The organism is Deinococcus sp. LM3 (assembly GCF_002017875.1).
GTDB lineage: Bacteria > Deinococcota > Deinococci > Deinococcales > Deinococcaceae > Deinococcus.
In genome coordinates this window covers 204,046-222,711 of the sequence record NZ_MUFV01000004.1, presented here as the reverse complement: position 1 = coordinate 222,711, position 18,666 = coordinate 204,046, and the positions used below count along the sequence as shown (strand labels likewise).

Below are 18,666 nucleotides of genomic sequence, written 5' to 3'. Positions count from 1 at the left end.
CGCATAGCTATACAGACTGCCATTCTGGAAAGCGACTTCCAAAGTCTGCGTAAGAGCGTCATAGCCAACAGAAGCGAGATTGCTTGATGAAACGGGGACGTGGTGCATCGAGATCCTCCTGAAAGTGAATAACCTGTCTGTTCAATTTCAATGACCGAAGGGCAACGCTCTAACCTCGGCACGTGCCCCGTACTGACACGTCACTCCAAGCCGTAGTCGTTGCTACCCAGCCCATTGGGCGTGCTGCCAGTCGCGGGCGGGGTGGGGGCGGTATCGTGGGTTCCGCCTGAGCCACGCCCCATGACGCGACCACCAGGCCGAACAGCAGCCTCAACACAGACATGAATTTCATCCCGCCGAAGCTATGAAGGCATCGGTCGAACATCGGAAAAGGCGTCCAGTGCAGCGTTCAAAGACTCTTCGAGCAGGGCCAGTACGAGCAACTCGTCACCGATCTGCAGGGTCAGGCACACCTGACGACCAGTGAACGGCGTCTGCTGGTGTGTCAGTGCACTGCGGTTGGGCGGTTCCAGCAGGCCGAACCTGAGCTGCTGCGCGCCCATCTGACCGGTGACCGGGAAGCCACCGTGGAATACGGCAATCTCCTGCGCGCCACGGGCCGGTGGGGGAAGCCCAGGCACACTTCGCTGAATACGCCAATCAAATGGACGGTGAGCTCCAGTGGCGGCTGGAACGCTGGTGGGGTGTGACCGAGTTTCAGCAGGGCGCGACTGAGTCAGGTCTCCGGCGCGTGGAGCGGGCGATGCACGGCTACCTGGCCCTCGGGGACGAAGCTGGGGCGGTCCGAGTAACGGTGTCGCTGGCCCGGATGCTCGTCACAAGCGGGCAGGTGGCGCGCGCCACCCGGCTCTACCGCGCGGTGCTGCTCAACCTGCCGGCGGCTCCCAACCCCTTGCCGCGGCTGACCGCCTTGCAGGGCTGGCTCGATCTGCTCGTGGCTGTGGGGAGGCCCACGACATCGGGGACGCGCTGGAAGAAGCCAGGGCTTTGCTGGACACCACGTCCTCCCAGCGCGCCAAAGGGCACCTGATGACCAGCATGGCCATGCTGCACGCCCGGCGGGGCGAGTGGCGGCAGTACGGCCAGGTGCTCACGACCCTGCAGGGGATGACCGACGCTCTGGAGGATGTGGAGATCGCCCCCGGTGGCTGGCGCCCAGACTCGCGGAATACCACGGGCGGCAGGGGCGCTTCGCGCAGGGGTATGCAGCGCTGTACCTGTGGGTGACCCCGCCTGGTCAGTCACTGCCACCCGCCGTGCTGCTGGCCCGGGGCATTCTGGCTTGGCGGGAAGGCCAGCCGCTGCAGGCCGCGCGGGACCTGACCCAGGCGACGGAAGGGTCCACGGCGCAAGGCCAGCCGGTCTGGGCCGCGCGGGCGAAACTCCATCACGCGCACGCCCTGTACCTCAGCCGCTCCGCTGACTTTCCAGCCCAATTGCAGGCGGCCGCCGAAGATTTCGCCCCGATTGCAGATGCTGCCGGCGTTCACGGCCGGACCTGGAGGATGTGGCCGAGAGCCTGCACGCCGGCGCACTCGATCCAGCGCTCCGCTCGCGCTCTCTGGTCTGCTCGGGAACGCCGCTGGCCTGCGGGCGTGCCAGTGCAGGGCCTGGACGGGCCCCTGACGCGCCTGGACATCTCCACCCTGGGACCGAGCAGGTCACCGTGGAAGGCGAGGCTGTGCCACTGAGCCCAGGGCCGTAGCCCTTCTGGCGTGCCTGGTGCTGCGGCCAGGCCAGACCCGGCAGGACTTTCAGCTGGTGTTATACCCGGACAAATTCCCCAATGCTGCGGCCAGTGCCATCAAGACCCATCTGGCGGAAAGCGCGGCGGCACATCGGGGAGGACGTAATTATCACTGACGGGCCGTACCACGCGCGGCGCTACCAGATCGGTGCGGGCTATGCCGTGCGCCTGGACCTCCTGGAATGGCGCGCGGCCCTGATCGCGCAGAATCTGTCTCGGGCACTGAGCCTCTATCAGGGCCCCCTTTCTGCCTGGCCTGGACGGCAGCGAATGGGCTGAAGGGCTCAGGTTCGAAACTCGTGCGGGGCTGGCTTTGCTGGCGCAACAGGTGGCGCAGGCGTGGCTGGAGCGGGAGAGCCCCTGCGGGCGATCGCCACGTGCGAACAGTGCCTGTTGGTCGAACCAAACGTGGTAGAGCTGCATGAGGTGCGTCTCCAGGCAGCCCGGCGCCTGGGTGATCCCCGCCGCATCCGCAGTACGAGGCCGAATGGCAGGCGCTGCTGTAAGCTGAGGGTGAAGCGTGGTACAGCCAGAGAGGATCCCCATTACAGCGAGGGCAAACCAGTCGCTGAGAAGCTCCTGCTCCTTCAGCTCCATGTTACCCCAACAACTTGCCACCACCCGTATGACGGTGACAGGTCCGAGGATCTCGAGACCAAGCTGCATGGCGTACAGAAACACAGCCTTCAAGGCTATTCTCGGACTCACATCCGTCCAGCGGATATCGCCGGTTGCTCCCTCGCACTGCTGCGCCACACCACGGACATCGTGCAGCCAGGCGACGCGGGCGCGCAGGTCATCCTCAGCCTGCGGCGTCGGGGTGTGTGTCATCAGCCGGTCAGCCGCCTGGCCAAGCACGGCGAACGGGTCCACGCCGTCATGCAAGTCAGTCACCATGGTCAGGTCCGTCCTGTGTCATCTGGGCAGGCGGGACATTCACGCCGTTGCGCTGGTCACAGCGTCACTACACGTTCAAGACCTCTGGCCCGCTGAAGGGCCTCAGTGACACTGCCGCCACGGCAGAGGTGCGTCACGATCTCCTGGAACTCGGACCTGTCCTCTGCAGTCACAAAAAAATGTGCCATGTAATCCGTGCAGTGCCGGGCCCCCCAGGCGGGAACCGACCGCAATGCGCAGGGATTCACGCTTGATATTCGGTGCCCCGAGAAGGATTGGATGTTCGTCACTTCAAAACCCTGGCCGCTGCCAGCAGGCCGACGTAACCTGCTGTTCCAGCGCGAAGGGGCAGCCGAGGATAAGTCATGGTGTCAGGCGCCACACAACTGACCCGAACATGCTCGCTGAACAAATTGATGCCGTACAGATGCTGAACAGGCCATTCAATCCCGCCGCCGCCAGGACGTGCGGGCAATTTCACAGAACACCAGTTCATCGCGTGGCGTATGAAACAGTTCCAAGTGACAGACGCCCGTTTCGAACTCGAAGGCCTGAACGATCTCCTGGGCGATCTGCCGCACCCGCTCCTGGAGACCCGCATCAGTGACATAAAGCTGCCTCCAAAGTAATCGTCCTGGTACCGACCTGGTGGGGTGACGTATTGACTGACAGAACAGAACTGGATCTGCCCCGCCAAAGCAATAAAGTCGCAATGCAACATATGACCGTCAATAAATTCTTCGACCTGCCACGCACCATCAGAGAAATGCCCTTTATCCAGGGCGAGGACCTGTGCTGGGGTATCGAGGATCTGCAGCCCCATGCTCCCAACACCCGCTGTGGGCTTCAGGACGATGCGGCCAAACTGGGCTTGAAAGTCCACGATGTCCTGCAAGGCATGCACCCGGGTGTAGGCCGGCGTGCGAACAGCTGTGAGCGTCAGCCGTTCTTTCATGCGCACCTTATCCCGCATTCTTTCGATAACGTCCGGCGAGGCCCCAGGCAATCCAAACTGGGCACGCAGCAGCGCAGCCCATAAAACCACCTTCTCCGTGGTGCCAACCACACTGGTGATCCCGTAGGTCGTGATGAGGTAGGCGGACAATGCGCGAATGACGTCTTCATCGAAATAGTCGAAGGCCGCAATCGAAGCAAACTGATGGGCGTGACGCGCTGCCCCCTCGCGATCTGTGGTGATGAGATGGACCGCGAACTCTGCGGGCGGAAGGCACAACAAACCGTTGTCCATCAGCAGGTCAATTGAGCGGTTATGGAGCAACAGGACAGAAGGGGGTGTCATGCGTGAGGCCGCCAGGCTGAAACGGGCTGACCTGCCTGGCGCATTCGAAGAAAACTCAATTTGGACAGGTGTGTCAATTCGGCCGTAACGCCACCATCATGCAAGAGTTGAAGGAGATGATTGGAGAGGTGAGCGAGATCAGCCTCCACTTGGGGTGCCTGCGACTCATACCCGTAATGAATGCGGGACCGAATGTATTCGATCTCCACCTGTTTGAGACAATCATCGCCAGCAATAGACTTCGTCAAAGCCAACAGAAAAAATATGCCCGCTGGTAAGGAATTCGACATTGAAATCGAACTTCCAGCGATCAAACCGGCCACGATATTCGAAACTCGAATCGGGAAACCTCGTGTCCAAATACGTGCCCAGGTGTGTATCGCGGCTGAGCAATTCGACGAAGCGTTCACTCCGATGCAGACCATCTTCCAGAAAACCTTTTTCCTTCACCATGAGCTGCCCATCTGGCAGGAGGGTAAAGGCCACGTACCCAGTCCCCTGACCTTCGGAAAAGCGTTCAAAAAGATCGACCTGGCGCAAATACGTCTGCCATTCGGACAGAAATTCCAGGTGTAAATGCTGGATGGCCGAAGTCAGGCGCCAGACCGAAAAATGTGCGGGCAAGTTGAAAGGCAGAATGGGGAGACTGAACCTGGATTTTTTGCTCCAACTCGACGCCTTTGTGATACACCAGATGGCGACCGTTATGGCTGACGATACTGTGCTTGACAGGTGAGGAGAAGGCGCACATGCGCTCGAGCAACTCGCGTTGAGAAAAGCCCTCTGAAATCCAGGTGTCCGCCAGGACAAACAGAAGCTCGTCCTTGTTTTGCATAGACAGGAGAAACAAGCGGTATTCGCCGGTCGAGGCCGCTGGAACATCAATCAAGCCGACGAGACTGAGGTCGCTCTCGTTCTCCGTGAAAGAGTCATTGCGCCGGGACCAGCCCAGGTCCTCATATGACAGTGCGGCCTGCACCACGTTATTGTCCTGATCGACTCCGAAAAATCCGTCAAGCGCATGGCCTGAGCGCGGGGCATACCGGGCCGTATGAGTCTTTGGCCAGGTTCGCGTTGAGCGGCTCAGGACGAGTGATTCGGTGGGCTTCCTCCCCCGTTGGAACAGCGACTGAATGGGCGCCACGATGCCATAGGTACCGGCGGGGATGTTTAAAGTCTTTGCAGTCATGGTTACCTCAGGTTGAACGTGATGTGGGCACAGGGTGGGGGTGTGCCGAGTGATCGACTGCCATAGAAAACTGAATGCTTCGAGCCCCCAGTTGAGCGTGGTGAAACGCCTCCTCTGGGGTCGGGCCACTGGCGACCACCAGACCACTGCGATCTTTTGAACTTCTGACCTGAGTGAGGACGTCACCTGGATGTACGAACGCCCGCCGTTCCAGAATCGGCAGCTCTGGGGGGAGAGGCACCAATGAAATGCTGAGCACCCGGCCTGGAGGTGGCGTCAGGAAGATGACGCACGCGGCACCAAGACACTGGAGCTCAGGCGGAGGATCAACAGTCCGCCCAGCCGCCAGACGCAGCCCCATCCGGATAAGGTCAACACCCGTGGCCTGGGTGACCAGCGCCGTGATCTTGTCACCACCAACGCGGTCGTGCGATTCGATGATGGTGACGCGGCCTTCATGCCACATCACTTCAGTGTGACTTGGCCCAGTCACCAGGCCTATAGCGGTCAGAAACTCACGGACCGCAGCGGCAATGCCCTGCAGCGCGTCCGGCGACATGCGCCGCGGCGGAATGCAGTGGCCCACTTCGACAAAGTGCTCGTTCACCACCTTTTCGGTCACGGCAACAATGTGGTGTTTGCCGTTGATCGTGAGGGCCTCTACACTGAATTCCAAGCCCTGGAGAAAAGGTTCTGCCAGAAAGCGGATGCCTTGGCCCAGCGCATTGATGAGCGGCGCAGGAACGTCGTCGCCCGGATCCAGCGCGTAGATGTGGACACTCCCAGTGCCCGTGACAGGTTTAACGATCACCCGGCCCTGAAGGGCAGCGCGGTGAGCCTGCAAAGCAGACAGATGCGTCACCTCATGGGCAGCGACCGACAGATGGTGGCACCCCCTGTCATGGAGATGTGCCCGCATCAGCGCCTTATCTTTAAGACGTTGTACTGCCTCCAGAGGTGTGCCCGGAAGCCCACACCTCTCCCGCAGAGCAGCGGCCAAGAGCACACCTGACTCCATAAACGAGAGAACCGCACCGATAGGGTATTGGTTGAGCACGGCCGCTAGACCATCCAGATTCTCCAGCGCATCGTCAACCGTTAAACAAACCTGGGCTTGAGTCAGGCCATACGACGTCCACTGGTTTTGCTTCCGCAGAAGAATGACATTGAGCTCTTCACTCAAAGCAGTCTTCAAAATGTTGTCGCTGGCATGCACGAGCACCACCCAGCTGATCTCTGATTTGCTCATTTCCCTCTCCTGAACCGATGAGGTCGTGCACCGGCGCCTCCGCACCTGCACTTATTAGGATGTTTTGGTCCACATGTTCTGTCGCTCGCCCGAGGCGCCGAACTGCCAGACAATCACCGCCAGAATGCACATCAGCGCGACGAACTGCGTTTGAGACACACCAAGAGTGTAGGTCCCCAGGGCTGCCAAAAGAATGCCTGAAATGGGCACAGCACCCGATATAAACATGCGAATAATCGAGTTGACTCGTCCTTGAAGTTCGCTTGGAATGGTGCTCTGCCGATACGCGATCGTGATGACATTACTCGCTGAGGTTGCAAAACTAATCACCACAAAGCCGAGCACAAACATGAGCGGGTGTGGAACGGTCAGGCATAGAGCGCCAACGCCAGCCAATGCCAGCCAGACCGTAATCCGCTGTGTTGTTCCGAGGCGAGGAAAGATCTTTCGGGTCAGCCCACTGCCAGCCAGCCCAGCGCACGCCCCTACACTCAGCGCCAGGCTGGCCTGGGCCACTGGGATCTGCATGCTGTGGGTCAGTGTGGTGAGCAGCAGGACCTCCAGCGCGCCAATGCCCAGATTGGACAGGGACATGGCGGTGGTCAGGCGACGGATTTCTGGACTGCCTTTGAAGTAGCGAAAGCCTTCCTTCAGATCTTGCGCGAGACTGGTCCGTCTCACTTCGCTTTTTTGGGTGGCAGGCAGGATGAACGCAATGCCCAGCGCGGCCACCAGAAAGCTGACGGCATCAGCATAAATAGCGGCGGGCGCACCGATCGAGAGGACAATCGAGATCGCAACGAGCGGCCCCACGACTTTGACAGCATCCGTCAGCGCGACAAATCGCCCTATGGCCGCTTCAATCTGCTCTTGCGGCGTCCAGAGTGGGATCAGCTTGTAGAAGTTGAGCAGGCTTGAGCATACCCCCCCCACCCCTGAGATCATCAGCAGGAGTAAGACGATGCTTGGTTGGCCCTTCAGAAGCGGAATGGCCCCAATGGCGACGGCCTGTATGAGCTGAGCAGCAACGTAGACGGTTCTTAAAGGATACCGATCAACGACAGCGCCAATAAAGGGGGAAATGACGTAGGGGAGACCACGTGCCGCTGCCGCGAGAATGGCATAAGCCGGTTGCCCCGTCTCCGCTAGGACCAGGAGAGGCATGGCGACATACAACAGCTGATCGCCCAGCCGCGAGACAGCCGACAGGAGAAGTAAGGGGCGCAGCGGTTTGGGGATCAAAAGAACTCCTTCATTCCAGAGCGTCGTGGCGAAGCTGGCAATGCCAGCTTCGCCACCCTGGGTTCACGATGGCACAAGCACTTGTCCGGTCGGGTGGGCTTCCTCAGATGGGCGCCTCTGCACCCCAGGGCCCGGAGACAACCGGTGGGCATTTAGGTGAAGCAGCAAGGACACGTGGGCGCCTGCCCGCAGTGCCAGGCTCGTGATGGTCTCTTCTGCCAGACCGGATGAAGGCCCATTCTGACCGGCAATCAAAATGTGGCAGGCGGCAGCTGGGTGAGGGGTCAGCTGCTGCCCGGGGGTGGCGACGCAGGATTCGACTGGAGCTGTTAGGTCCCTGATGTTGTCGGAGTGATACCCCGTCGCAAAGACGATAAAATCGACGTTGAGCACGCGTCGACCACCAATCTGCCTGTCCTGCAGCGTCACAGTCAGCAGGCACGACTCCTCATCGATGGCCAGAATTTCGCAGTGGGAATGTCGGTGCAAGCGTTGGCGACCAAGGATGCGATCGTCATAGTCACGTCGGGCCAACTCATTGAGCAGCCGGACGTCAGCGACACCGTAGTTTGAGTTTGACAGCTCGGCCCGGACCTGCCCTCGCCACGCCTGATCTGCCTGGTGGAAACGTTGCTCACTTTCCCACGTGTAAAAGCCGTTGACATACGGATTGGCATCAACCGCGCGGAACAGCTGGCCCCGAGAGATGGCGTGCAACTCGAGATCTGGACAGGCGTCTTGCAATGTCAGGAGTGCTTCAACTGCACTTTGGCCACTGCCGACCACCGCCACCCGGGGCGCCGGGTGTTTGCGGATGTGCGCAAGTGCCGTGCTGAAGTGCGAGGTGTGCCACACCTGCTCCCCGCCAGCGACTTGCAAGTGTTCAGGAACAAAGGGCGTTTTTCCTGCCGCGAGGTAAATATTCCGCGTGTACTCGATGGAGCGGCGGCCCTGGGGGTCTTGATAGGTGACCTGGAGGACTTCTCCGTGCTCAGGCAGGCACACCTTGTCAAGATTGGTGACTTCGGCAGAGTAACGCACGTTGGGGGCGAGCTTGTTCAACACCCAACTGAGATACTGTGCATATTCGAATCTCGATGGCGTGTAATCGTTCAGATTGGCTGCCTGCTGAAGACGGCCCTGGTCATGTAAAAAGCTAATATACGTAAACGCACTTTGGGGATTACGCAGTGTCACCAGATCCTTCAGGTAAGACATCTGAATCATGCTGTAGGCCGTTCTCATGCCCGCATGCCACGAAAAGGAAGCGCCCCGCTCCAAATGCAGCATCTTCCAACCAGCCAATTCAGACTGCTCAGCGCACGCGATCAGGAAGGAGAGCTGGGCGGGACCAAGGCCGATCCCGATCAGGTCATAAATGACAATCTCTTTAGGCGAAGGATGCGGCGTCATGTGCCTCCATCAGTCCGTTCATCGGACGAATTCCTATAAGCGCAAAGTGCTTGAAGACTGCAGCAGCCACCGCATCTGCATCTTTGTCATCTACGGCCACATCGCAGCGATCAATGTCGCGGATCAGATTGTTGATTTCGTACTTGAGACGATCCTGAAAGTGAATGAAACTCTGCGTGCAGGCCCCATCAAACGACTCGTGGCCGGAGAACCGCTGTCCTCGCCGGAGCAGGGAAATTTCTGGGCTGACGTGCAAATACACAATGGCGTCGGGCAATGGCAAGAGATGGCGGAGACTGCCCATGATATCAACACGCTCATTGAAGAGGATCTCTTTGGCGAATGATTTAAAGTAGTACGAGTCAACGATGACATCCTGTCCAGCATCAAGTTTAGGCCGGATAACATGTTCATAGAGCGCCACATAGAATTTGATGAAGTCCAACGCTCGTGTGACTGGTTGAAGTTGTCGGCGGATTTCTGACGAGTCACTGTGCAGGGCCCAGCCATACACCTGGGCGAGGGCGGGGTCTGCCTGCATGGCGCGCCAGTCCACCGTGCAGTAACCGCTTGATTTCAGAGTACGTAACAACGTACTTTTCCCGGCCCCATCGCCACCCAAGACAACAATAAATTTTCCACCGTTTGGCGTCATATCTGGCCTCTCGCCTGCGTCGCCAGGCGCTCTGCACGGGCACGGCGCTCAGCGCTTTTAAACGTCACTTTGCCGGCATCGGTCGGGTCAATGTGCCGGAGCATTCGGGGCAGCGCACGGCACATGCCCATTGGCAATCCAAGCGCTTCCATGAGCTGTGTACTGGCAATCGGACCGTCCAGTCGTCGCAAGTACCACGCGACCCGGTCCACCGCCCGGTATGGGATCTCCTCATACACATCTGACCGGACGTGACCCGGGCTTCCCAGGGTCAGCGGACCCGGTGCCATGATCTGCATGAGGTAGCCACGCCGGTGCATCAACGTGCGCGTGGAGACGGAGGTCCCCACCTGTTTGCAGGGTTCGCAGTGAACCGTCAGGCGCAAGCGCACCGCGCCGAAGACCAGTTCACTGCCAGAGGCGAGGGCGTGAAGATCAATATCCTGGAGGACCAGATCTTCTTTCAAAACCCCAGGCTCCAATCCCAGTTGATGGAGGGTATGGAGGTCTGTGGCCAGCACCTGCCGCACAGGGGACGTCGGAAAATGGCCCTGGATGCCCGCCAAGGTCAGGATGAGCTGTTCTGTGCGCCGCCCAGGGTGCCCATGTGCCGCCCGGTGGTAGAGAGCGTGAATTTTCATTCGTGGCGACGCGGCAGAACAAAAGTCGTTTTTGCTGCACTGAAGATATTTGGTTTGTGACCAAGGAGTCGCGCTGTATGTGTATGCGAAAGATCCCAGTACTGTTGAAACTGCTCCCGACTCAGGCCCCGCATGTTCATATCGGCGAGATGTATAACATTCTCTGGCGCTTTTTTCATGACCGCGCTGTACTTCGGGCGGGGTTTAATCCGCAGGGTCAAGGCGGTATAGGGCGCGCGTCGGGTGACCGGCATGTCGGCATGCGTCGCAAATCCAGTGACCCATGAGGTCAACGGGCCGATGCGGGCCCGAATGCCAAGGCAGAGGAGGTTGTCGTGACTCACCTCGTCTTCGACGAAGAGGAATTCACTCGCTCGTATCATGCCAATCAGCACACGTAAGTCTCTCACTGAAGTCACTGTTGGAAACACCAGGGTTAACGTCGAGACATTTTTTGCGCTCAGTGCCTCTGCAATACTCCGATCAATTTCCAAAATACTCGGTTTCCACACAATGGTTTGCCGCCAGCGAAAAAAGTCTGGCCGACGGGCCGCAACAGCGGCGAAAATACACCCGGCCTTGCCACGGGCAAAAAACTGCCACATTTCCTTCTCAACAAGCTCCTGTGTGGGCAAACTCGATGTCAGCATTTAACTCCTTTCCATAGTTAACGTTGTGCTGTCGGCAGACGACAAGCACGCGGCGGCATACGGGGCCCAAGCCGTGTCGAGTCGACACGACGAAATGAGATCGTGATGTTGGATGAGCGACCCTGAACCGGGGCGCGCACAACCATAGAGCAGCCCTCGTGCTTTGTCATGCACATGTGAGCAGCACATCGGGTGCTGGGGGCCAGGCCCCCAGTGGCCATAGGCATGAGGCCCTGTGCGCAGAAGCAGCCTATGGCGGTGGGCATGGGCGGAGTCGGCGCACAGATCGTGCAAGGCGTTCGTGTGGCTGCCGCCGCACACACTCCTGGCTGGCCGGATACGCGGTGGTGAAGCAGGCCCCTCAATTGTCATCCGCAGGTCAGCAGCATGGACACGTGCCCTGTCTGACTCAGCCTGGTGTCTTCTGCCTTGAGCCTGTGCTCCTCTCCAGGTGGAGCTCGGGGCGCCTCCGTTTCTGCACATGGGCTGGCCCCAAATTTTGGACAGTTTCGAGTAGAGACTCGGCTCAAGAGCAGGGTACATCATCAGCGGTTCCTGCCTGACCAGGGGAAGGTCGGACGTTCGCCTGTGCGGTGTTCTGTCCGCACAGGGGGGCGTTCGGCCGCCCCCTGGACTGTTCGGCATGCTCGTGAGGGGTTCGGTAGCCCAGCGACGAATGTGGCCGCCTCTCGTTGTAAAACGCCTGGTAGCCATCCAGCACCACCTGGGCGTGCCGCGCCGAGTACAGCACCTCCAGATTCAGGCATTCCTCCCGCAGCCGAGAGTGAAAACTCTCGGCGTAGCCGTTTTGCCAGGGCTTCCCCGGCTCAATGAACCGGGTGCCGACCGCATTCACAGCCAACCAGATGCCCAGGTCACGAGCCATAAACTCTGGCCCGTTGTCACTCCGGATGAATCTGGGTGCACCACGCGCCGCGATGACGTCCTGAAGCACGTCCTTCACATCCAGGGATGTGAAGGACGCCGCCACCCGCAGCGCCAGGGATTCACGGGTGAACTCGTCGGTCAGCGTCAGGATCTTCAGCGTTGTCCCCCCGAACGTCTGGTCGAACAGGAAGTCATACGTCCACACGTGATCCGGGAACTCAGCCTGCATGGGAACACTCGCCCCAGTGCGGATCTTCTTCCGGCGCCTGGTCGTGACCGTCAGGTGCTCCTCGCGCCAGATGCGCCGGACCTTCTTCCGGTTGATGCGATGTCCCTCCTGGACGAGCAGCGCGTGAATGAACCGGTACCCGCGTCGAGGATGCACAAGGGCCAGTTCGCGAATGCGCTGCCGGAGATCCCCATCGTGACGCGGCTTCGGACGGTAGTACCAGGTGGATCTGGGAATGCCCACCAGGAGGCAAGCCCGTTCGGGCTTGACCTGGGCGGCAACGAGTTGCCTCGCTGCCGCCCGTCTCTCGGCGGGCGTCACCGCTTTTTCTGGATCACGTCCTTCATCGCATCGATTTCCAGGCGTTGCTGCCCGACTATTTTCAGCAGGCGGGCGTTCTCTTTCTCGAGTTGGCGAAGCCGCTTGGCTTCGCCAACAGTGGTGTCGCCGTACTTCTTCTTCCAGGCGTAAAAGGACGCCGGACTGCAGCCGAAGTCACGGCACAGGTCCTCGACTGGCTTCTCACCCTTTTTGGCGTCCTGGAGCAGCTTGATGATCTGATCTTCGCTGAACTGCCGGTTTTTCATAGGGGCCTCGCTTCCCAGCCTACGGCTGGCGGGGCGAGCCTGACTCTCTACTTCATCCCGTCCAGTTTTCGGGGGGCAGACCACACACATCTGTAGAACCGCGCGGCGCTCAGCCAGTACAGTGCAGCCATCCCCCATGACCCTGGCCACTCCCGCTGCTGCCTCCCAGGGCGTCCTCCTCCGCGCCGTGGCCGCCGCCACAAACCCCGGCGCGCCGAAGGCGAGTACGAGACCAGCCTCAGCCGCGGGGTCACCACCCTGATCGCCGATCAGGTCACCCTGGCCCAGCAGCTCCAGGCCTGGGACGCCATGCGTCAGAACCTGACGGGCAGCGCGGCCCCACAGGCGGACCCCGCCGCCCACGGCCGCGCGGTCGAAGCGCAGGCGCTCCGGGACCTGCAGGCGGCACTCCCAACCGGCTGGACCCTGGAAACCAGCATCATCCTGGCGCGTGGCGGCGACGCGGACGCCCTGCTCATCACCGGCAATGGTGAACGGTTTGCCCTGGACGTGAAGGCCCGCACCGACGAGATGGACCTCAGTGCCCCGAAGGGGGACCGGGCCAAGAGCTGGGCGGAGATTTACGAGCAGGTCACCCTGGCTGCCCGGCAACTTCAGGCCCAGGGCGTGGTGTGGCAACCCCGCACGAAAGACACCGCCTTCACACCCGTGGGTGACCTCTGGGCCGCGCGGGGGGACGCCAGGGCGCTGGTGGGCGCCCTGCAGGAGCGCACCACACCTCAGGCCGCTGCGTCCACCCCACACGAGGTGCTGGAGGTGTCCCCAACCGCGACATTGGAGGACATCAAAGCGGCCTACCGCCGACTGGCCAAGCAGTATCACCCCGACCGGGTCGCCAGCCTGGGGCCAGAGTTCCGGCTGCTGGCCGAACAGCGGATGAAGCAGATCAATGCCGCGTATGAAGCCCTGACGGGGCGCTGAAGACTGCCTTGCACGTCAAGGACCACAGCAGTTCGCGTCGGCGACCTAACTTACCCAACTGGCTTCTGACACACGGCCTGACGGGCACCACAGGCGGACCGCCTGAAAGACTTTACGCCGGAGGGTCAGTCCCCAGCGACCTCGGCACCGACTTGCCCTGCCAGCGCTTTGGGCACGTCAGTGTGTAAAAGCTCATCGTGGCGCCCAAGGCCAGGAGGGACAGCGCGCCGTAGCCCAGAGGAATTACCATGCCCCTATACCCCAACGCCAGCACATCGTGTGGCGCCCTTCGGATTTCCTCACGCCAGCTCAAGCGGTAGACCACCGTGGTCGGCGCCAACGCCAGGGTGATCAGCCCGAGGATGACCAGCACCAGCCAGCGCACAAATTGAACGTTGTTCTGTTCACTGCCCACAGGTTGTCTCCTGGCTGGGCTGGAGTGAGTCTGCGAGTACCGGGCCCCGTTACGGGGGGACTTGGTCTTCATGCGCACTGCCACCAAGCGCCTGGCCGCCACGATATCCACGGTCGGCGCGTTCTGCAAATCTCCGTTGTTCGTCTCGCGCTGCAGCACGAGACGGCTGACGTGCAGCACAGAATGTCACGCGGCTCCCGCCATTCAAATACGACCATATCCATAAAAATTTCCAGTGTTGGTTAAGAGGTTAGCCGAGAACATGTCGGGCAGGCCCTGTGCACTTGGTTAAATCGGCTCGTCCTCTGTACCGGACATCTTCAGGTTGAGGCTGTGCTGGACGCAAAATTCCTGAACGTATGATCGGTCGCGAATCGGCACAACAAACGGCGGTGTTTTGGGTGTGTGACCATCCCAGAACCCGCCGATCTCCAGCGTACTGAACTCACCCGCCATTTCAAAGCCTGCGTGCCCTTCCTGCGCCACGACACGCTGCAGCGTGTCGTGGACGTGATCTTCGCGATGGTGACCGCGAGGAGCGTGAACCAGAGTGACCTGTGCGCCCACCTGCCTGGGGCAAGCTCCCTCGACGCGAAGAAACGCCGGGTGGAACGAGGGTGCCGGGATCCCCAGCTGACTGGACCGGTGTTCCTGGCCTTCCTGCTGGCCCTGCTGCCCCCTGGGAAACTGCTGCTCAGCATGGACCGGACGACCTGGGAGCGTGGCGAGTCGCCCCTGAACCTCCTGGTCCTCGGCGTCGTGTTGCACGGGTACACGGTGCCGCTCGTCTGGACCGCTCTCGATCACGACGGCAACAGCGGCACGGTCCGGCGCATCCAATTGGTCTCACGACTCCTGAAGGCCCTTCCAGCGGGCCGCTGGAAGGGCCTGGTCGCTGACCGGGAATTCATCGGCGGGGAGTGGTTCCGGTTCCTGAGACGCAAGGGCATCAAACGGGCCATCCGCATCCGGAAGAACGCTGTCGTGGACGAGCTGCGCGTGGACACGTGGTTTGGAGATCTGCAGGTCGGGGAGGTGCGGTGCCTCGCCGAGCGGGCCAACGTCTACGGTGAGGTGATGCAGGTCGTGGCCACCAGGTCCCCCGCGGGGGACCTGGTGGCCATTGCCACGGATTTCAGCGTGTGGGACACCTGCATGCTGTACCGGGCTCGCTGGTCGGTGGAGTGCACGTTCGCGAGCCTCAAGGTCCGCGGGTTCGATGTGGAGCGGACCGGCATCACCCACCCGGACCGGCTGGAACGTCTGTTCGGGCTGGTCGTCCTGGCCTGGATCAGCTGCCTCCGGGTCGGCGTGTGGCTCCAGGCGCAGGTTCCGGTCAAGGTGAAGGCTAATGGCCGCCCGGCCATGAGCCTCGTGCGGTACGGCGCGGAGCGGCTGTGCCATGCCCTGCGGTGGAATCTCCCCGAGTTACCCGCACTGATCAGGCTGCTGAGCACGCCATTTCACGCGCCAGGCGCGGCTTGAAGGCAAGATGTCCGGTACAGAGCGGCTCGTCCATGAGCCGATGGCCTCAGCACCTGACACTTCAGGTTGAATGGCGTTCTGGACGCAGTGCGGCATGACAAAGGGCGGTATCTGGGTCTGTGACAATCCGCGATACCGCCCGCCTGCATGCTGACACGCTGGCTGCCCACCTCAAAGCCCACCTGCCTCATCGCCGCCTTGATGCCCTGAGGCGTCTGGCCGAAGTGCTCCTGGCACTGCTTCAGGCGGAGTCCACCCGGCACCGCAAGATCGCGCTCCATTTGCCCCGGGACGCCAGTCTCGAATCCAAGACCCGCACCGTGGCCCGCGTCTTCCACGATGCTCAGCTCACCCCGCAGGACGTCTGTGACGTCCTGCTTCCCCTGCTCCCCGACGGCAAGCTCACGCTAGATCATGGACCGGACGACGTGGCACTACGGCCAGACCCCGCTGAACATCCTGGTCCTGGGGGCCATCCTCGGGGGCGCCGTCATCCCGCTGGTGTGGTCGATCCTTCCACACCAGGGGAACAGCAGCACCGGGGCCCGGATCCTCCTGGTCGCCCGTCTGCTCAAGGTCCTGCCCGCCAGACGCTGGGCCGTGCTCATCGCGGACCGGGAGTTCGTGGGGCAGGAGTGGTGCACGTCCCTGCGCTGGAAGCGCATCCGGCAGTGTCTGCGCATTCGGGAGAACACCCGTGTCGAGGATGAGCTCGCTCGGGACCTGTTCACCACACTGCAACCGGGTGAAGTCCGCACGCTGTTCGAGCGCACCTGGGTGTATGGCGGGTGGATGCACGTGGTCATCACCCTGTCCCCCGCGGGGGACAGGGTGATCGTCGCCTCTGATTTACCCGTCCTGGACGTATTGAGCACGTATCGTCTCCGCTGGGGCATCGAGTCCGCGTTCTCGTCGTTGAAGGGCCGCGGGCTGAACCTGGAGGCGACCCACATGACGGCCCCTGAGCGGATCTCGCGGCTGTTCGGACTGCTGTGTGTCGCACTGGCGTGGATGGCCCGGGTGGGTGCGCAGACGGGGCAGGAGAGCCCACCGCGGCAGGACAATCGGGGACGGGCGGTGGTCAGCCAGGTGCGAATGGGGTGGCAGGTGCTGAGTCAGGCGGTGCGGTGGGGCGGGGAGGCCTTCTGGGGCTGCTTTGAGCTGCTCAAAACGCCTTTTCCGCCCACCCACACGTCAAATTCCCGAAGTGTCAGGTGCTGAGAGGGCCGTCAGAACGAGGCGACGATCACCCCTACACATGGGACGGTGTCGGCATGACGGCCCAAATTGAATTACTCCAAAACCGTATGATGGCGCCATGGTTAAAGGGCTGCCCATGAAGCCAATTCGTGAAGCGCAGTATCACGATGAGCTGAACCTAGCTCGGCTGAACGTTATCCTAGCCACAAACCGAACCAAGCTGCAGCACTGGCAGAAGAGACTCCAGTTGGACGCGTTTGGAGAAATTGCCATTGAGTGCACCGCAGCTAATGGTCACGTGGTCCCACACGGTCTCGACAATGACGTGTTGATGGGCCTGATCACAGGAGCCGTGTTACAGAATGTTGAACCTGGAGGCGAGATCCGGCTGACCGCGACCGAACTCATTCGATTGAGCGGTCTGCCGGACTGTGAGCGTGTCTTTCAGCGCCTTGAAGAATCTCTGGAGCGGCTCCAGTGGACCGCCCTCAAGATCAGCGAAGCCTGGTTTGATGAGGGTAAACAGCACGCACGCAGCATCAAACTGTCCATCGTCAGCAAACACTGGGTTGAGAACGTTACTGATCCCACTGTCAAGAATCCGGGTCAGTGGCAAGGCATAACAAAGCTGGTTATCCGCCTGGATCCGGAACTGACGAGAAGCATTCGCATTGGATACATTAGGCCGCTCAATAGTGCCATTCTCGGTCAGATCAAACAGCCGATGGGGCGGAGCGTCTACCGAGCACTGTCGCTCCTCCGCACCACCTCAACGACAAGTGGACCAGCGCCGCTGTGCATGGAACTCCCGCTCGTCGCCTGGGCCGATCACCTTGGGTTGACGCATCATCTTCCAGAGCTCAACTTCGTTCAGAAAATTCAGCGGGCCCTGGAACCTGCACATGCAGCCTTGCAGAGCGCAGGCTACTTAGCGGAGGTCAAATATAGTGGCCGAGGTGATGCCAAAACCGTGTCATACACGTTCGCTGCAGAAGAAATGCAGCCGGTCAACCCAGAGGTTGCACAACTACTCCGACCACACCTCGGAGAACAGCGCGCCATTCAGTTGGCCACTGAGCTGACACCAGAGCATGTCCGGACAGTCCTGGGGCAGTTCGAGAGGCTGCTCCAGACTGACTACAGCCGGAAAGTTCGCAGCCGACCAGGGCTACTCCACGACATGTTGATCAATCCAGGCAAGTACAACAGCGTCACCGGTTTGCCAGAAAAACCCACGGCCAGACAACCTATCCGGGAGCTTTTACCCATTGACGACGTCATGCCAACACCAAACCAAGCTGCCTTCGAGATGACCTTTAAAGTCGTGTCTAGATCTTGGCAGGAAGCCAACATCCGGCAGTACAAGCCCCGGTTATGGGAACTCTACAAAGATGGCCGAATCACGACGTTCGACTTGTCACGGCAGCTTTCCGACCTTGATCCATCGTCAGTGGCCGCACAACTTGATCGTTGGGAGCAGGCTGTCTGATCTGTTTGCTCAACTGATAGAACACCAGGAGTGGAGGGAAATCCCTCCGCTTTTTCGTTCAATCACCTCCGACTCTTTGGGTGAGTTCTGGACTGCCTGCCTCCGACTCTTTGGGTGAATTGCCGAAATCCACCACCGACTCTTTGGGTGAATTACCTCCGACTCTTTGGGTGAGTTCTGGACTGCCTGCCTCCGACTCTTTGAGTGAATTGCTGAAATCCACCACCGACTCTTTGGGTGAATTACCTCCGACTCTTTGGGTGAGTTCTGGACTGCCTGCCTCCGACTCTTTGAGTGAATTGCTGAAATCCACCACCGACTCTTTGGGTGAATTACCTCCGACTCTTTGGGTGAAAAAATTGTTTTTTGTCGTCTGAGGCGGAATTTTCCTCGATGCCTAGAAGAAGATCTTCTTATATTTTTAAAT

20 protein-coding genes and 1 pseudogene are annotated in these 18,666 nt (G+C 60.3%); 6 read left to right on the top strand and 15 right to left on the bottom strand.

The window, feature by feature from the left end; all coding sequences use genetic code 11:
* Positions 1–362: 362 nt before the first annotated feature.
* Positions 363–641, bottom strand: coding sequence for a hypothetical protein (locus BXU09_RS18375; RefSeq protein ID WP_144012380.1), 279 nt, complete (start codon positions 639–641; stop codon positions 363–365).
* A 23-nt stretch (positions 642–664) separates the two neighbouring features.
* Between BXU09_RS18375 and BXU09_RS18370 the strand changes: the two genes are divergently transcribed.
* The gene (locus tag BXU09_RS18370) at positions 665–1,051 is read left to right on the top strand and encodes a hypothetical protein (RefSeq protein ID WP_078305766.1); all 387 of its coding nucleotides are present in this window, start codon (positions 665–667) and stop codon (positions 1,049–1,051) included.
* A gap of 211 nt (positions 1,052–1,262) precedes the next feature.
* On the opposite strand, the gene BXU09_RS20595 is transcribed toward BXU09_RS18370, so the two are convergent.
* The 13 genes from BXU09_RS20595 to BXU09_RS21090 all read right to left on the bottom strand — a co-directional run bounded on the left by BXU09_RS20595 (position 1,263) and on the right by BXU09_RS21090 (position 12,708).
* On the bottom strand, positions 1,263–1,511 hold the full coding sequence (locus tag BXU09_RS20595) for a hypothetical protein (protein WP_144012379.1): 249 nt from the start codon (positions 1,509–1,511) through the stop codon (positions 1,263–1,265).
* A gap of 314 nt (positions 1,512–1,825) precedes the next feature.
* Positions 1,826–2,641: a hypothetical protein gene (locus BXU09_RS18355; RefSeq protein WP_144012378.1), complete on the bottom strand. Its 816-nt coding sequence runs from the start codon at positions 2,639–2,641 to the stop codon at positions 1,826–1,828.
* A gap of 310 nt (positions 2,642–2,951) precedes the next feature.
* Positions 2,952–3,965 carry a hypothetical protein gene (locus BXU09_RS18350; protein ID WP_144012377.1) on the bottom strand — a complete coding sequence of 338 codons (1,014 nt, stop codon included), beginning with the start codon at positions 3,963–3,965 and terminating at the stop codon, positions 2,952–2,954.
* 222 nt (positions 3,966–4,187) lie between these two features.
* The gene (locus BXU09_RS20590; protein ID WP_144012376.1) at positions 4,188–4,505 is read right to left on the bottom strand and encodes a hypothetical protein; all 318 of its coding nucleotides are present in this window, start codon (positions 4,503–4,505) and stop codon (positions 4,188–4,190) included.
* Complete coding sequence (locus BXU09_RS20585; RefSeq protein ID WP_144012375.1) at positions 4,483–5,154, bottom strand: hypothetical protein; 672 nt, start codon at positions 5,152–5,154, stop codon at positions 4,483–4,485. Before BXU09_RS20585 ends, BXU09_RS20590 begins: the two co-directional genes overlap by 23 nt.
* A gap of 7 nt (positions 5,155–5,161) precedes the next feature.
* Positions 5,162–6,403, bottom strand: coding sequence for an ATP-grasp domain-containing protein (locus tag BXU09_RS18345; RefSeq protein ID WP_078305592.1), 1,242 nt, complete (start codon positions 6,401–6,403; stop codon positions 5,162–5,164).
* Between the two features lie 54 nt (positions 6,404–6,457).
* Positions 6,458–7,645 carry an MFS transporter gene (locus BXU09_RS18340; RefSeq protein ID WP_168174663.1) on the bottom strand — a complete coding sequence of 396 codons (1,188 nt, stop codon included), beginning with the start codon at positions 7,643–7,645 and terminating at the stop codon, positions 6,458–6,460.
* Between the two features lie 63 nt (positions 7,646–7,708).
* Complete coding sequence (locus BXU09_RS18335; RefSeq protein WP_078305590.1) at positions 7,709–9,058, bottom strand: SidA/IucD/PvdA family monooxygenase; 1,350 nt, start codon at positions 9,056–9,058, stop codon at positions 7,709–7,711.
* Positions 9,036–9,713 carry a hypothetical protein gene (locus BXU09_RS18330; protein ID WP_078305589.1) on the bottom strand — a complete coding sequence of 226 codons (678 nt, stop codon included), beginning with the start codon at positions 9,711–9,713 and terminating at the stop codon, positions 9,036–9,038. Before BXU09_RS18330 ends, BXU09_RS18335 begins: the two co-directional genes overlap by 23 nt.
* Complete coding sequence (locus BXU09_RS18325; RefSeq protein WP_168174662.1) at positions 9,710–10,279, bottom strand: MOSC domain-containing protein; 570 nt, start codon at positions 10,277–10,279, stop codon at positions 9,710–9,712. Before BXU09_RS18325 ends, BXU09_RS18330 begins: the two co-directional genes overlap by 4 nt.
* A gap of 71 nt (positions 10,280–10,350) precedes the next feature.
* Positions 10,351–11,004 carry a hypothetical protein gene (locus BXU09_RS20580; protein ID WP_144012374.1) on the bottom strand — a complete coding sequence of 218 codons (654 nt, stop codon included), beginning with the start codon at positions 11,002–11,004 and terminating at the stop codon, positions 10,351–10,353.
* Positions 11,005–11,530: 526 nt separating this feature from the next.
* Positions 11,531–12,442 carry an IS3 family transposase gene (locus BXU09_RS18320; RefSeq protein WP_078305761.1) on the bottom strand — a complete coding sequence of 304 codons (912 nt, stop codon included), beginning with the start codon at positions 12,440–12,442 and terminating at the stop codon, positions 11,531–11,533.
* Positions 12,439–12,708 carry a transposase gene (locus tag BXU09_RS21090; protein WP_078305587.1) on the bottom strand — a complete coding sequence of 90 codons (270 nt, stop codon included), beginning with the start codon at positions 12,706–12,708 and terminating at the stop codon, positions 12,439–12,441. Before BXU09_RS21090 ends, BXU09_RS18320 begins: the two co-directional genes overlap by 4 nt.
* 309 nt (positions 12,709–13,017) lie before the next feature.
* On the opposite strand from BXU09_RS21090, the gene BXU09_RS22030 reads away from it, so the two are divergent.
* The gene (locus tag BXU09_RS22030) at positions 13,018–13,650 is read left to right on the top strand and encodes a J domain-containing protein (RefSeq protein WP_078305759.1); all 633 of its coding nucleotides are present in this window, start codon (positions 13,018–13,020) and stop codon (positions 13,648–13,650) included.
* A gap of 112 nt (positions 13,651–13,762) precedes the next feature.
* On the opposite strand, the gene BXU09_RS18305 is transcribed toward BXU09_RS22030, so the two are convergent.
* On the bottom strand, positions 13,763–14,245 hold the full coding sequence (locus BXU09_RS18305; protein WP_078305758.1) for a hypothetical protein: 483 nt from the start codon (positions 14,243–14,245) through the stop codon (positions 13,763–13,765).
* A gap of 342 nt (positions 14,246–14,587) precedes the next feature.
* On the opposite strand from BXU09_RS18305, the gene BXU09_RS18300 reads away from it, so the two are divergent.
* The 4 genes and pseudogenes from BXU09_RS18300 (at position 14,588) to BXU09_RS20575 (ending at position 18,616) form a co-directional block, all read left to right on the top strand.
* On the top strand, positions 14,588–15,550 hold the full coding sequence (locus BXU09_RS18300; RefSeq protein ID WP_078305783.1) for a transposase: 963 nt from the start codon (positions 14,588–14,590) through the stop codon (positions 15,548–15,550).
* A gap of 224 nt (positions 15,551–15,774) precedes the next feature.
* A pseudogene (locus tag BXU09_RS18295) lies at positions 15,775–16,771 on the top strand (IS4 family transposase).
* Positions 16,772–16,868: 97 nt separating this feature from the next.
* On the top strand, positions 16,869–18,239 hold the full coding sequence (locus tag BXU09_RS18290) for a replication initiator protein A (protein WP_078305757.1): 1,371 nt from the start codon (positions 16,869–16,871) through the stop codon (positions 18,237–18,239).
* 80 nt (positions 18,240–18,319) lie between these two features.
* The gene (locus BXU09_RS20575) at positions 18,320–18,616 is read left to right on the top strand and encodes a hypothetical protein (RefSeq protein ID WP_144012372.1); all 297 of its coding nucleotides are present in this window, start codon (positions 18,320–18,322) and stop codon (positions 18,614–18,616) included.
* Positions 18,617–18,666: the final 50 nt, after the last annotated feature.

What these genes read in the sequence shown, in the direction of transcription:
- BXU09_RS18345 (WP_078305592.1), bottom strand. Translation starts at nt 6,403, where the DNA reads ATGAGCAAATCAGAGATCAGCTGGGTGGTGCTCGTGCATGCCAGCGAC.
- BXU09_RS20585 (WP_144012375.1), bottom strand. Translation starts at nt 5,154, where the DNA reads ATGACTGCAAAGACTTTAAACATCCCCGCCGGTACCTATGGCATCGTG.
- BXU09_RS18335 (WP_078305590.1), bottom strand. Translation starts at nt 9,058, where the DNA reads ATGACGCCGCATCCTTCGCCTAAAGAGATTGTCATTTATGACCTGATC.
- BXU09_RS18300 (WP_078305783.1), top strand. Translation starts at nt 14,588, where the DNA reads ATGGTGACCGCGAGGAGCGTGAACCAGAGTGACCTGTGCGCCCACCTG.
- BXU09_RS18350 (WP_144012377.1), bottom strand. Translation starts at nt 3,965, where the DNA reads ATGACACCCCCTTCTGTCCTGTTGCTCCATAACCGCTCAATTGACCTG.
- BXU09_RS18370 (WP_078305766.1), top strand. Translation starts at nt 665, where the DNA reads ATGGACGGTGAGCTCCAGTGGCGGCTGGAACGCTGGTGGGGTGTGACC.
- BXU09_RS20580 (WP_144012374.1), bottom strand. Translation starts at nt 11,004, where the DNA reads ATGCTGACATCGAGTTTGCCCACACAGGAGCTTGTTGAGAAGGAAATG.
- BXU09_RS21090 (WP_078305587.1), bottom strand. Translation starts at nt 12,708, where the DNA reads ATGAAAAACCGGCAGTTCAGCGAAGATCAGATCATCAAGCTGCTCCAG.
- BXU09_RS18330 (WP_078305589.1), bottom strand. Translation starts at nt 9,713, where the DNA reads ATGACGCCAAACGGTGGAAAATTTATTGTTGTCTTGGGTGGCGATGGG.
- BXU09_RS18290 (WP_078305757.1), top strand. Translation starts at nt 16,869, where the DNA reads ATGGTTAAAGGGCTGCCCATGAAGCCAATTCGTGAAGCGCAGTATCAC.
- BXU09_RS22030 (WP_078305759.1), top strand. Translation starts at nt 13,018, where the DNA reads ATGCGTCAGAACCTGACGGGCAGCGCGGCCCCACAGGCGGACCCCGCC.